Raw genomic sequence first — 13,743 nt, forward strand, 5'->3', positions numbered from 1 at the left:
AATAATTATATGGTTCAAGTTTTTCCGATAACAGGCATCTAAGACATGTGCAAAGCGTATCTACGCCTTATGGATATCCGTTGATTTTACGAGTGCGTTTTAAGTTCGGTTTCCATAAGTATGAAAATCAGCATGTTCTACTAGTAATGTCGTCCAATCGTTTTTGATAGATAGGGATTTTATTTTCAGCTTACTACCCGTTACCAGTTCCGGTCCTCGCACAGGAATGGTGATTGATTTGCTTTAGAAACCAGTATTTAACCTTTTCTGCATTTCCTGCTGTTACAAGTCGATCTGTTTGTTGTTCTGCCATTTGCCCGCAGTACACGTCATATAAAAAGACGTACAGGCAGCTGTAAAACGACATACTTTTTACGGCCTTATATCATGATACCATTCTGTCGCTCTTTTGCTCATCTGTTTGACTTTATTGGGATATCGCTTCGCGAGATTGTTATTTTCTGCTGGATCGCTGGTTAGATCATAAAGTTCTGGCCTTTTGCCGTCAAAATCACAGAGGAGTTTAAAATCCCCATCACGAACAGCTAGATCAGGTAGCGGCTTGTCAAAATCTTTAAAGTTTTTCCGGTCTGGTGGACGAGCCCAAAATATGGACGATTGTCTCGATTGCGAAGTTTTACCGAGCAAGGTTGGCAAGATATTCTCCCCGTCAACCATTGCATTCGCTTCTGTATCCAACCCAATAAATTTCAAAATGGATGGTTTAAGATCGATGGCCGAAAAATAATTCGTGCTGTTGCGAGTCCCGACAGCATCTTGATCAATAAAACCAGGCCCCCAGACGATTAAAGACGAACGAATTCCTCCCTCATATAGATGTCCCTTATAGCCCTTAAGGCCAGCGGATCTTCCGGCACCATCCTCGGGTCCATTATCCGAACAAAAGATGATGAGTGTATTCTTAAGAAGCTCATCATCGTTATGAATATAGTCGAACAGCTTTCCGAACTGCTTGTCCATGGCTTCAAGCACCGCTAAGTATAAAGCCCTTTTGCCATCTGCTTTTGCCAGACCATATTCCTCGAAAGGCGGCCAAAAGGGGCTATGCACATCATCCGGCCAAATATTCACGAAAAAGGGTTTGCTCTCTTTTTTTGATCGCTGCATAAAATTCATGGCGGCATCGATAAAGCCGGTAGTGATCTCTGACCGCTGCATCCATGTATAAGGCCCCCCAAGCCGCTGCGCATCTTCCCAAATTCGGCCGACCTTTCCGGTGGCATCCTTGGTCAACGGCAGTAATTTAGGACCCATTCCTTCAAAATTGGTCAGCGATTCATCAAAGCCATATTCGGTAATTTTGGGCGCTTCATCGACATCACGCTGACCGCCCATATGCCATTTACCAAAATGCCCCGTGGCATAACCTGCCTGTTTCAAGTCTTTGGCAAGTATTGGCGCAGCAGGATCTAACCAATTGACCATTCCCCGCTGGGCATTATCGTTTCGGTTGGATAAAAAAGACGTGACGTTCCATCGCTGTGGATAGGTACCTGTCATCATGGCCACCCGCGAAGGCGAACAGATAGGGGCATTTACATAAAACTGGTCAAAGCTAAGGCCTTCAGCCGCTAGTTTATCGATATTAGGTGTTTTAACGTCCGTGTTGCCAAAGCTGGAAAGATCAGACCATCCCATATCATCGATAAAAATCATAATGATATTAGGCTTATTCTGGGACTCCACGGGATGAACAAAGGCAGGGTCCGCATCGTGTGTAAACCCCAAAATAATAAGAGTTCCCAAGGCTAATAGCCATGAAAACTTTCCTTTAGTCTTATATAAACGCATAATTGATCATTGAATTAAGTACGGCGTAGCGAAAAAATACGGAAAGGTTACTCGTGTACAGTCATCGACTTACTACCTTGTCATGGCTCCCTTCAGTTTTTTACACTTCATAACACCATCCTAGTAACGGAATTAAGTTAAGAAATATTTCCGGTTAACTTTGCGTCGAGTTCAGTTCAGCCTTATTATTTCCTTATTTCCTCACGTACCGTTAAGACTTATAAATCAACAGGTTTTTCCATTTTAACATCCTTTTGTAAGATGGGCCCAGGCAGGTTGATCTGACTTGCATGATGGATATCGCCAGGCTTTTCTCCTCTACCCCATTTTCCCGGTAACTTATTGCCATCTATATCATCACGATCCGGGGTAGGATTTTTCGGCTTGGAGTCTCCGGTTTCTAGGATCCATGTATCCAGCGCTACACGCAAGTAATCAAGTATCTTCTTATTTTTTTCAGCGGTCGCTACATTGGTAAATTGAAATGGATCTTCGGTGACATTAAACAGTTCTTCTGACGGTCTGGGCACGAGAAAAACATCTTCTTGTGTGGCTTGGGTAAGGCCTTGATCATGTTTTTCCCAGAGTTCTTTCCCGGCCGGGAATAATTTAGACGACTCCGTTGCCATCACACGGCGCTCTGGAAAACCATTTCTAATATATACCCAACTTCCGCTTCTCACCATGCGTTCGTAACCTTGAAAAACATGCCAATTATGCTCGGTAAACACAAAGTCACGAATAGCTTGCGACTTTCCTTTTAATAGCGCATTAAAGCTGACACCCTGTATACGTTGATGTTTATGTAAACCAACGATCTCGAGTACGGTAGGGGCTATATCGATCGCCATGAGCAAAGCTTCGGTTTGAGCGTTCTGCACACCAGGACCTCTCACGATGAAGGGGCTTTTTACGCCACTATCATAAAGCCGAACCTTGTTTCTTGGAAATGGGCTGCCGTTATCGCTCATAAAAATGATATAGGTATTTTCTAATACCCCTTGCCTTTTCAGTTCATCCACAACACGACCCACGTAGTAATCTAATCGCGAAACCTCATGATAGTAATTGGCCAAATCCTTTCGGGTTTCGGCACCATCGTACAACATGGGCGGTACGCTTAGCTGATCGGGGTCATAGATCACGCCCTTATCATCTATTTGCCAGTCCCGATGCGCATCATGCGCTGCAAGCCACAGAAAGAACGGTTTATGTTTTGGCCTATCCTGCAGTATACGAACCCAATCTTCTTCTCCTCCAGGACCTTCACCAGCAGACAGCCGATTAAAAGCTTTTTTTACAGTGCCACCCATGTGATTTTTACCCGAAAGCGCGGTGTAATAGCCGGCATCTTTTAATTTCTCGGGAAAAATAAATTGATCATTAGGTAGCGGTTCATGCAACTCGGGCGCACCGGTATTATGTGGGTAACGACCGGTAATGATGCTATTTCTACTTGGGCTACAACTGCTTGTGGTTACGTACATATTCTTAAACAGCAATCCAGCTTTCCCCAATGCATCGATATTTGGCGTCTTAACATCCTTATTGCCATACAACCCTATGTCAGCCCAGCCTATATCGTCGGCAATGATAAGAACAATATTAGGCTTATCTTTAGCTGGGCTTTGACCTAAAGCCAGCTGAACGCAAAACAGTGTTAGCAATAAGCCAAACAGTCTCCCATGTGGCAAAAGATATTTTTTATAATAGTAGATGATCATACTGGCTAGTCTAACACCGTTTCCTGGATAGGTTTATGAAACAATCGATTCATATCCTGACGCACAAAAGTTATAAATCGCTTACATGCTGTTGTTGCGTGAAAGACGAATCCCGAACGACAGCAATAATCCTACGGTATCATTAACACACGATCAAAGTAAATCAAAATTATCTTCCATAGCAGCTCAGTCTTTTGTCGATTTGTATCAAAAAACCGAAAATCACTAGTTGACTGGTACTTAAACATAAAAAGCGCGACTTTCGTCGAGCTCTTTGTATTGAAGTATCAGGGCGTTCCGTATCGCCCGCAAATATCTAAATATCAATAAAATAAATCCAAAGAAACGATTAACTGTTTGCTCACATTTACCTTTGGCAGATGGTTGATCACATGCAGTGTAAAGCACGTTGTTACATTCAACTATATCTATTTTGTGTGGAAAGCATACAAGGCTAACACTTCGCTTATTAGATAAGCAGAGGATTTAAAAACGGTAAAACTTGAAATAAGTTGGAGAAATCTTATTATTTACTTTTCTTGCTGCTACTTGTATCCTCAATGATAATTAGTGATTTTACACTTTTTGATATAATTTCAGCTATAGAATCTCGTCCATTTATTATTTTGAATGGACGATTTTCAGAAACTACACTGGCTAAATCGAAATCTGTTAAACGATAAAACTTGTTGTTGTAAAGGATAAGTACGGAGTCCTTTTTTTTGCTTTCATTGAAATTGTAGTCTAATATTCTTTGCTTTTCACTTTCGTTTTCGAGGATAGCCAGCGTATCTTTCTTATTTTGCGCTTTTGTTAAAATTGGGCATAACATAAGCATTAAAGCTATATAAACAATGTTTTTCCTATTCATAATCAGCAATTTATTTACGTTTTTTCTTTGAATAAACACTCCCATCCTCAGGACAAACATTCAGCAATAGTTGTGTAGAGATACTTGCGGCCACAAAGATACTTTCTCCATTGTCGCCGGTTTAAAGTGTTCCCCATACAAAAACAGCGTCCGTTCCAACCATACAAACCAGTTTCTATAGAATACGCCTTCGATTTCTTATCTGACGAACGATTTTTATCTTCGTTTTTAATAGTATATCCATAAGAATTTTGACCTGTTTTGGAATTCCTGAATTCTTTTTTGATCAAAGTTTTAGATTCTGTGTTCCAGACACCTTTCTCCAAATATAATTTTTCTTTTATAGTTCCGTTTTGAATCTTAACTCAATGGTCTTTTTATTACTCAGATCCGGCAACTGAGATTCCTTCGAACACATTGTGAATAATGTAAATATGGTCAACGGGAAGGCTTCAGATACGCGGAAATTTTACATACGATTTTTTGCACCACGTCTCGTAATATCTTCCGGATAAAATCTTAAAAGCAACACTGGGATCGACATACTCACAGAATTAAATGACCACAGGAACAATTGCAGCTTTTTTAGTGCGATTACAACGGTATATTATAATCTATTTTCTCTTAAATTTCCTGAAGTACAGAAAATACAATATCTTTGAAACGGGATAACTGTCAATTTTTAACAACCACTACACACAAGCAAAACACTAACTATCAGTAATTTAAAATATTTATTTTAAAAAACCCACCTTGCTTGTTTTCAATTATTTATATCACTTTTTATTGAAGTGTTGTTGTTTTTTTTTCAAAATCTAATAAATGAGCCACGGAAAACGAAGAGATGATAAAAATTGTCTGAATTGCGGACATACTGTTGAACAAAGATTTTGCCCGCATTGTGGGCAAGAAAATACCCATACCCGCCAACCTTTTCATTATCTATTCACGCATTTTGTAGAAGACTTCACGCATTACGATGGGCAATTCTGGGGAACCATGAATAATCTAATCTTCAGACCGGGAAGGCTAACAAACACTTATTTACAAGGCAAGAGACAAAAATTTGTACCTCCCGTAAAACTCTACATCTTTGTGAGTTTTAGTGTATTTTTCTTCCTTAGCATCTTACCTTCAGAAAAAAAAGCTGAAACGGAAAAAGATGAATATTTTAAATCGTTTGTTAGCAGTGAAGAATCAAAGAATGTTGCCATCAAGGAAATGTTGCAACTAAAAGAACAAGGACTTCTTACTGAACAACAATCGAAAATTGCCATTGAAAAAATAGAGAAGGAGAAAGAAGGTGACAGAAATAACGAATCTCTTATCGGCTCCAGTTCCCTAGAAGATTATGATAAGTCTATTGAAAAAGAAAATAGGTTTTTCGGCAAACTCTTCCGCCCGTTTGTTGTCAAATTCTTTGAATTGAGCAAAAAAGGGGTGACGAGGGGTGAGCTTAAAGATAAAATTTCGGACAAGTTTTTACAAGCGGTTCCGAAAGCACTATTCATCTATTTACCTCTTTTTGCTTTTTTCCTGTGGGTTTTTCACAACAAGAAACGATGGTGGTATTTTGATCATGGCATTTTTACATTGCACTACTTTTCCTTCTTATTAGTTATAACGTTGTTATTTACAGCTATACAAAGCGTCGTCGAAAGTGTAAATTATCCTCCTGTAGATACGCTATTCAGTATCATCGCCTTCTTCATCCTTTCTTATACCATCTTCTATTTTTTTGTAGCACATCATCATGTTTATAGAAGCAGGAAAAGAATAACAATCCTAAGGGGAGTTTTGATCTTTATCGCTAATAGCTTCTTTATGTTGCTTTTGTTATTTATTCTATTAGCTTACAGTTTTCTAAACATTCATTAAAAGCGGATAGGCGAGCGGGGTTACTGACCATTTCGACCTTTGGCATAAATCCATATACGGCGGTTCGTTAAATCCTAAATTGAGTTCGCATCAGCCAACCCCTAAAACATAAAAAGCCCGAATTTCGTCGAGCTTTTTTGTCGGGGTGGCAGGATTGCTTCAGCCGCACATGTCCCGCACCTAAGCCTGAATCTCCTGCGGATCGAACCACGGTTCTCATCAGCCAACCCCTAAAACATAAAAAGCCCGACTTTCGTCGAGCTTTTTGTGTCGGGGTGGCAGGATTGCTTCAGCCGCACATGTCCCGCACCTAAGCCTGAATCTCCTGCGGATCGAACCACGGTTCTCATCAGCCAACCCCTAAAACATAAAAAGCCCGACTTTCGTCGAGCTTTTTGTGTCGGGGTGGCAGGATTTGTCACCTCCCTTTTATATCGTTAATTATATGGCCGATACACTCTAAAATATTAAGATAGGTAACCGAATAGGTCTCTTTAAATCTATGCTGCTTAATAGCATATTGTATTTTCTTGCCATAATACTCTACAATCATTCAATGTACCTTGTTGATATGAAGATATAAAAAATATTGAACAATAAAATCTTATTTCGCAGAAATAGTTCACTAAATCAATTCCGTAAACAATCAAAGAAAAGAGAATTCAAATATGCGCGGTTAGATTTCGAGATCGACAACTTAACAGTTGGAAATCACTTCGGTTACGAGCTAAATCTACAAACGAGTTAAACCTAGACGATGCGATTGGTGCAAATTACAGAAGTTCTTAAAAGCAACTGCTCCTAGGATCTATGACGATCAAAAAAGCTGCTCGCCACGAGAAGTATCACTTGCTATGAGTCCTATCTTTTTCATACGCATCTACTATTTCTTTTCTTGCAGACAGAAATTGCCTCTATCCCTGATTATAAAACTACATTAATAATCGTAGCTGTTTTCGGGGAAGATTACACAATTAGTAAACTTTCTGGTTATTCTATCTCAAAGATGGCCTGGATACCCACAGATGAACCAACAGGTAAGGAGTAAGCTCCCGAAGTATTACGCGTGTGTTTTCCTTTTTCTCCGAAAATCTCTACCGTTAAATCTGAAGCGGCATTCATCAAAGCAGCGTGATTGGTATACGTGTCGTTCGTATTGAAAGTACCGATAAGTTGTACACATCGTTTTACCCTGTTCAGATCCCCACCGGTAGCTTCTTTCAGGATAGCAATAATGTTGAGCATCGTAACTTTCGTTGCTTCCTTTACCTGTTCTTCCGTTACATCGATACCCACTTTGCCAGGATTGAATATTTTACCGTCTTTCAGAGCCACCTGATTGATAAACACTAGATTTCCGGAACGGACAAACAATTCATAATTTCCCACGGCTTTAGGCAACGCCGGCAAAATGATGTTCTTTTGTTTCAAAACCTGATTGATATCTGTTGTATTTTCCACGATGTTTGAAGATTTGATAGGTTCGCTTGATTTTGTTCCTCCTAATGCAAATGCAACTTTTGCAAAATTTTTGCCTTGCAGTTCGGCTAAATAACGCTCACTTTTACTCGGTCTTTCCACAGATTTCAATGAGGCAAGGCTTGTAGTTCCCAATACCGAATTTCCCTGAGGAATGTTTTTATCAATGTTTTCATAGCCACTGATACCATTTGAAACCAATACCATTCCGTGCACAGCCAGCGTATTCCAAAATGCCTGTAGCGCCAATTCTTTTCCCGCACCGCTGCCGGCAGACATAAACACGGTAGCAGGTTTCCCTTCCAAAGCGTGTTTGCTCCATAGGTCTATCGTTTTTGCTATAAACTCAATCATTGCTGTACTGATATTGCCAAAGTAAACCGGCGAACCAAAAGCAATACCGTCATAAGTTGCCAGTTCCTCAACTGAAGCTATCGGGACATCTTTTAATTTGGGATTGGTGGAAGCCTTAACCTGTTTGATAACCGCACGGACTTTTTTATCATTCTCTATGCCTTTGGCAACCTCTTTTGCCAATTCGTAGGTTCCGCCATTATCAGAGTGAAAAAGGATCAGAACCTTAGTTCCATATTCTTGCGCCATCATTGTATTTGTTATAAATGTGAAAACTATAAGTGTCAAAAAACTGCAAAACTTTTTCATTTTTTTTAGCATAAATTACACAGTAAAATTACAAATGACGTTTTTATTATCTTTGCCAAAAGCTATATACAAAACGACAATATGAAATGTGGGTTGAATGAGACAAGTGAAGGTCATTATGTGGATAATATCTTGACAGATGCCTATGTGTGGTATGAAAAGGATTGGCAGCACGATGAATACGAGCATACCCACCAAAGGTACCAGTTGACCTTCGTAGAGGAAGGATATCAATATTTCCATATTGAAGAGAAAATATATCTCGTTCCGCAAAATCATGTTATCTGGATACCGTCTTCTAAAGTACACCGGACAACTTCAGAAGCTAAAACCGTCAACCTGATGCTTCTATTGTTCAGAACGGTTCCTGAGCTTGACTTTTATCGAAAAGTGCATGTTTTTTCCGCACCTGCTGTCTTAAGGGAAATGTTGCTGTATGCTTCTAAGTGGAGCAAGCTCTTAAATGAAGGTGAGGAAAAATGTGTTTTTATAAAAGCAATGCTCCATAGCCTTCCTTATTTCTGCGAGGAAAACAGTTCTTTGCAAATTCCTGCTCCTGCCGATAGCCGTCTGATACCGGTTTGTAACCATATCAACACAAATTATCAATATAAATTTCAGATAGATAAGCTTGCAGATATGGCAAAAATGTCCGTGAGAAGTTTGCAAAGGATATTTAAACAGCAAACAGGCATTAGTCTACAAAAATATACGCAGTTGATCCGGATACTGAAGAGCATAGAACTGATGGATACGAACCAATATACGCTAAGTCAGATTGCCGCACTGGTTGGTTACAAGAGCTTATCAGCATTTACTTTTTCTTATTCATCGATTATGAAGACCGGTCCTAAATTAAAAAAATGATCGATCTGTTTGTTCAGAGTTATTTCGATGGCCTAAAAAAGCAGTTAGTTCAATTTGACATGCCACAGCCAAAAAGTTGAGAATCACGTCAGCTATAGAAAACGTTAACGGTAGTTATTATTCTTTAACATCCCGGATTTTTTTTGCTGGATTGCCTGCAAAAATTGAATTTTCGGGAACATCTTTCGTAACAACAGAACCTGCTGCAATAATCGAATTATCGCCGATCTTTATCCCTCCGAGTATTACACAATGTCCCCCGATCCAGACATCGTTTCCAATTGTAATGGGTCTTGCAAAACCTGTTTTATATCGGTAAATCGGTTCAATATTGTGCCCTGCTGTATAAATCCCTACATTTGGTGCAATTAAGCAATTATTTCCGATTCTGACTTCTGCCATATCAAGGATAGTACAATTGAATCCTGCATAAAAATTATCCCCGACGTGTATATTACTGCCTAAATCGCAATGAAAATTATGCTCAACGGAAATTCCACTTCCTATTGTTCCAAAAAGTTCCTTTAAGATCTCCTTTTTATCTATTGTGTTTTCATAATCTATTGAATTAAACCTTTGAAGAAGTTTACCTGCTTTAATGAAACTTTTTCTTAGATTTTCGTCATTTCTGATATATTCAATTCTATCCGTATTCATATGATTTGCTTAGTTTTTCCTAAAAATACTATAAATTGTGGAATTTCAAAATACTCCTCGTCACACCGCTCGGCACCCCGGCGACACAGACCGATATCCCCCAGAAAATACAATGGTATCCGGCAATCCGATATACTCACGTAGTGGAATTGCAACTTAAAAGTGGAGACTTTTTATGCTGCAATTCCAGTTTCAAAACTTCCAACTATTTCTGCAGGCTTTTTCGCAAAGTCTACGGCCTCAGTCCTCTGGAGTACCGAAAGCAATCCTGTAACAAACTATTGTGATACCTGAACCGGTAGTTTCGTCTCGAACAAACGTAACTTAGCTTCACCCCGCTACCCCCAAAGATTATGTCTTAGGCTTAAAGTGAACAGAACATAGCATCCTACGGCCATTCTGCTACAAAAAAACTTTCATTTTGTCCGACTTGTGCTATCATTACGACCGAACTTTGTATTATAATCGATACACTTTTACTGCAAGTACTGGAAAAATTGATTATAGTATAAAGCTAAGATAATATTTATATAAGAGTCTTGGTTCGGGAATAGACATTTTAAAGTTCAAGAATATGAAAACAATGATCCTTACCGCCATCATTTTCCTATCCATATTTGTTGCCAGAGGACAGCAGAATCTGTCCTATTCTTACGATGGTGCGGGAAATCGCATCAGCCGAACTATTGTAGTCGACAGTCAGAATATGTCCACGGATGTGGTCCTGGAAGAACGAACCTACGTTGATTCCTTAGGAGGAAAGCAAATCCGGATTACGTCTACTCTTAAAGATACGAAGCTGTTAGTTGATATAAAAGATAGCCAATTTACTTTCAAAGGACGATATTCCATATCAAATAGAAACGGTAAGGTGATTAAAAATAAAACTCTGCATGCGAAAGCTACATCCATATGTCTAAATTCGTTACCAAGCGGAGACTATACCTTAAAGCTGTCCTCCGAAACCCATACATCTATCTGGAATCTTCGAAAATTGTAAACCAAGAACCATTTGTTATGAAAGCATTATCTACGCTCATTCTATCCCTGATTATTTGCACTAAATTTGTGCTGGCTCAAGAGACAAATATCGATACCCTAAAAAATATTCCCGATTTTGAAAAATAGACTGATGAGCAGATTGCCCAGTGGGAAGACTCCCTACAGAAAGCACTGTACCCCGAACCTACCATACAATTTATGCCGGAAGAGGTGGTACAGGCCCTGCAGACCGCCCCAAAGGCCAAAGGCGCGCCCGTGGCATTCAACAATAACCATGTACCGAACTCTTACCCTGTTGATACGACTAAAGATGTAGGCGAGATTCCGATGTCTTCATCCTCGACACCCACTGGGGCCAAGATGTACACTGTGCCCATTGAAATTGCGCCCGGGAGGCAGGGCTTTCAGCCGCAGAGTTGTAAATCTATTGCAGGATAATCATTAAAAATGTGTAAACCTATTTCAGGACAAGACAATAGAGCAAGCGGAAGTTGGGCAGGGCCCTACTTTGCTTGCCGTATGCGCTGCAAACGGACTTTAGGGTATCCTCCGGGGATACCCTTTGCACTTCTTTAAACTGCTTAGGCGGTTTTTGGTATACCGTTCGGTATACTCTTTAAGTTGCATTCTTAACTGCAGGATCATTTAGAGCCAATTTATGCCTCTCTGCGACAGATCTTTGACCTATTAAATCTCCTTTTTAGATTGCCTGAACATCAATAAAGAGGAATATTTATGCAAATTGATCATGTTACAAGAGAAGATTTCATGGAGCTTAAGGCGCTCCTGATCGAAATCAAAGAGTCGTTAAACGGAAAGGTTTCAAAACAGGAAGATAAAACTTGGCTGAAAAGCGTCGAGGTTCGAAAGTTATTGGGTATATCCCCAGGCACGTTGCAGAACCTACGTGTCAACGGTTCGCTACCATTCCGTAAGATCGGTGGAAGCATGTATTACAAACTATCCGATATCCATCAGCTTATGGAAGGAGGCGATGATGGAAAATAGTCAAGCGATCAAGCATTACGGCGATTTCCGTAGCTATTATCAAATGGTTTGTGAAAAGGGAGAGTTATCTCCGTTACACATTAGTTTCATGCTGGGATTGTTCTTCTTTCACGACGGACTGTTGTTTTCATCACCTTTTCGTGCAAGCAGGCGAAAGCTGATGAAGTATTCCGGGATCAGGAGTGTAACGACCTATCATAAATGTTTGAGCCATCTTATCGCGAAAGGCTATCTAGAATATCGGCCTTCATGGCATCCGACAAAAGCCAGTGAGTTTCGGTTTGTGTTGGCTACCAATTAATATATTGGGTTATACGTTGCTCCCATCATCTCCGCACCGACAAATTTCCCTCGCTTTGGAAAAGGACAAGGGCATGCAAACGTTCTGCGAACGCCCTTGATCCAAGTTCCCCTCGCTTGCGGTTAAGTAGCCTAAGCGGAATTTATGGTAAGTTCTGTTCTAATCAATTTTTTTTGCTTGACATTCGCTGCCAAATTAATACCAAGACGACCACTTGTCTAACAACCTCCCTACCCAAGCTTATTTTTCCAAAAAAATGGCTATGCTACACAAGGAAACGGTAAGCAGGGAAATGTGGGATCTCTTACAAAAGCTGATGAGCGATGAGAAACTGAACAATTTTACACTGGTCGGCGGTACAGCACTTTCGCTTAGAATAGGCCATAGGCTATCGGTGGATATTGATCTATTCACTGCTAGGGATTTTGATGCTGAGAAATTACTGGTATACCTTAGGGAAACCTACGGCGCCAGCGATAGTAAAACTTTTAACAATACGGTGCTGACCTATATCGACGATATCAAGGTTGACCTATTGAAGCACGATTATCAAAATGTGGTGCCGCCTGACACCCGTGACGGCATAAGGCTAGCATCCAAGGAAGATATTGGAGCCATGAAACTTCATGCAATCTTCCAAAGCGGCGATAGGCTAAAGGATTTTGTAGATATGTACTTTTTGCTTGATCATGCGCCTTTGAAAAACTATCTGGACGCGTATGAACGGAAATACAACGGCTCACCGGATCTCGCAAAATATGCGCTCACCTATTTTGACAATATTCGAAGGGAATACAACGTATCGATATTGAAGGGGAAGGAATGCAGCTGGGATACCATGGCGCAACGACTCCGAAAAGCCGCCATGGATCCAAAAATGGACTTCGCAAAACGAAGACTACCTCTAAAAACAAAGCCGCCAAAACGCGGACGAGGACTCTAAATCTATTAGGATAAAAGCATGAAAATTGGTAAATTTAGGCTATGGAAAAGTTTGACAACAATTCAGATAAACCCAACATCCACCCCAAGTTCTTTTGGGATACGGATGTGGAAAGTCTTGACTGGCAAAAGGCATACCTTTCCGTTATAGCGCGAATTATAGAGCGAGGGGGACAGAAAGAGATTGATGAACTTTTGCGTTTTTATGGACGAGGCAAAGTGCTCGCTGCCCTAAGAAATGAGATCTACTTCCTACCGGATCACGGCATCGAAAGTGCCGTCGCATTTTTCCCTGAACTGAAAAAAGAACAAATGTATTGCTATCTCAATAGAAAGAACAAAAGCTACAACTGGATATAATTCTCAGATTATTTTCTATTTTTAAAGTCCATTACTTCCGAGGTGGTGACCTCCAAACCCTCAGCCGGTAGACTTACCTGTTTTTGAAGCCTTCCCATTTTTCAAACATTGAATAAATATAAAAATACGCATTAAGAAACTAAATATTCTTTAGCGTATAACCACGGACTTAGTCCATT

General features: G+C 40.1%; 14 protein-coding genes. 9 read left to right on the forward strand and 5 right to left on the reverse strand.

The window, feature by feature from the left end:
• Nucleotides 1-372: 372 nt before the first annotated feature.
• From B0I21_RS17700 to B0I21_RS17710, 3 genes are all read right to left on the reverse strand, one after another.
• Entirely contained in the window at nt 373-1,812 is a 1,440-nt protein-coding gene (locus tag B0I21_RS17700) for a sulfatase-like hydrolase/transferase (RefSeq protein ID WP_133641820.1), read from the reverse strand.
• Nucleotides 1,813-2,030: 218 nt separating this feature from the next.
• A complete protein-coding gene (locus B0I21_RS17705) occupies nt 2,031-3,536 on the reverse strand; it encodes a sulfatase family protein (RefSeq protein WP_133641821.1) in 1,506 nt (501 codons plus the stop codon).
• Between the two features lie 526 nt (nt 3,537-4,062).
• Nucleotides 4,063-4,407: a hypothetical protein gene (locus B0I21_RS17710; protein WP_133641822.1), complete on the reverse strand. Its 345-nt coding sequence runs from the start codon at nt 4,405-4,407 to the stop codon at nt 4,063-4,065.
• A gap of 822 nt (nt 4,408-5,229) precedes the next feature.
• Between B0I21_RS17710 and B0I21_RS17715 the strand changes: the two genes are divergently transcribed.
• Nucleotides 5,230-6,285 carry a DUF3667 domain-containing protein gene (locus B0I21_RS17715; protein WP_133641823.1) on the forward strand — a complete coding sequence of 352 codons (1,056 nt, stop codon included), beginning with the start codon at nt 5,230-5,232 and terminating at the stop codon, nt 6,283-6,285.
• Between the two features lie 990 nt (nt 6,286-7,275).
• Here B0I21_RS17715 and B0I21_RS17720 read toward each other — a convergent pair.
• The gene (locus B0I21_RS17720; RefSeq protein ID WP_243836225.1) at nt 7,276-8,370 is read right to left on the reverse strand and encodes an Atu1372/SO_1960 family protein; all 1,095 of its coding nucleotides are present in this window, start codon (nt 8,368-8,370) and stop codon (nt 7,276-7,278) included.
• 150 nt (nt 8,371-8,520) lie between these two features.
• Between B0I21_RS17720 and B0I21_RS17725 the strand changes: the two genes are divergently transcribed.
• Nucleotides 8,521-9,294, forward strand: coding sequence for an AraC family transcriptional regulator (locus tag B0I21_RS17725; RefSeq protein WP_243836227.1), 774 nt, complete (start codon nt 8,521-8,523; stop codon nt 9,292-9,294).
• Nucleotides 9,295-9,411: 117 nt separating this feature from the next.
• Here the strand turns inward: B0I21_RS17725 and B0I21_RS17730 are convergent, their stop codons facing one another.
• A complete protein-coding gene (locus B0I21_RS17730) occupies nt 9,412-9,951 on the reverse strand; it encodes a sugar O-acetyltransferase (RefSeq protein ID WP_133641826.1) in 540 nt (179 codons plus the stop codon).
• A 143-nt stretch (nt 9,952-10,094) separates the two neighbouring features.
• On the opposite strand from B0I21_RS17730, the gene B0I21_RS20605 reads away from it, so the two are divergent.
• From B0I21_RS20605 to B0I21_RS17765, 7 genes are all read left to right on the forward strand, one after another.
• Nucleotides 10,095-10,238, forward strand: a complete 144-nt coding sequence (locus B0I21_RS20605) for an AraC family transcriptional regulator (protein ID WP_394346368.1) — start codon at nt 10,095-10,097, stop codon at nt 10,236-10,238.
• A 287-nt stretch (nt 10,239-10,525) separates the two neighbouring features.
• Complete coding sequence (locus tag B0I21_RS17740; protein WP_133641828.1) at nt 10,526-10,951, forward strand: hypothetical protein; 426 nt, start codon at nt 10,526-10,528, stop codon at nt 10,949-10,951.
• A 200-nt stretch (nt 10,952-11,151) separates the two neighbouring features.
• Nucleotides 11,152-11,391 (forward strand): hypothetical protein, encoded by a 240-nt coding sequence (locus tag B0I21_RS17745; RefSeq protein WP_133641829.1) that lies wholly within the window; start codon nt 11,152-11,154, stop codon nt 11,389-11,391.
• A 297-nt stretch (nt 11,392-11,688) separates the two neighbouring features.
• Nucleotides 11,689-11,961, forward strand: a complete 273-nt coding sequence (locus tag B0I21_RS17750) for a helix-turn-helix domain-containing protein (RefSeq protein ID WP_133641830.1) — start codon at nt 11,689-11,691, stop codon at nt 11,959-11,961.
• Nucleotides 11,948-12,262, forward strand: coding sequence for a hypothetical protein (locus B0I21_RS17755; RefSeq protein WP_133641831.1), 315 nt, complete (start codon nt 11,948-11,950; stop codon nt 12,260-12,262). Before B0I21_RS17750 ends, B0I21_RS17755 begins: the two co-directional genes overlap by 14 nt.
• Before the next feature lie 262 nt (nt 12,263-12,524).
• Nucleotides 12,525-13,205 (forward strand): nucleotidyl transferase AbiEii/AbiGii toxin family protein, encoded by a 681-nt coding sequence (locus B0I21_RS17760; RefSeq protein WP_133641832.1) that lies wholly within the window; start codon nt 12,525-12,527, stop codon nt 13,203-13,205.
• 41 nt (nt 13,206-13,246) lie between these two features.
• Nucleotides 13,247-13,564: a DUF6922 domain-containing protein gene (locus B0I21_RS17765; protein WP_133641833.1), complete on the forward strand. Its 318-nt coding sequence runs from the start codon at nt 13,247-13,249 to the stop codon at nt 13,562-13,564.
• Nucleotides 13,565-13,743 lie beyond the last annotated feature (179 nt).

The organism is Sphingobacterium paludis (assembly GCF_004364125.1).
GTDB classification, from domain to species: Bacteria; Bacteroidota; Bacteroidia; order Sphingobacteriales; family Sphingobacteriaceae; genus Sphingobacterium; species Sphingobacterium paludis.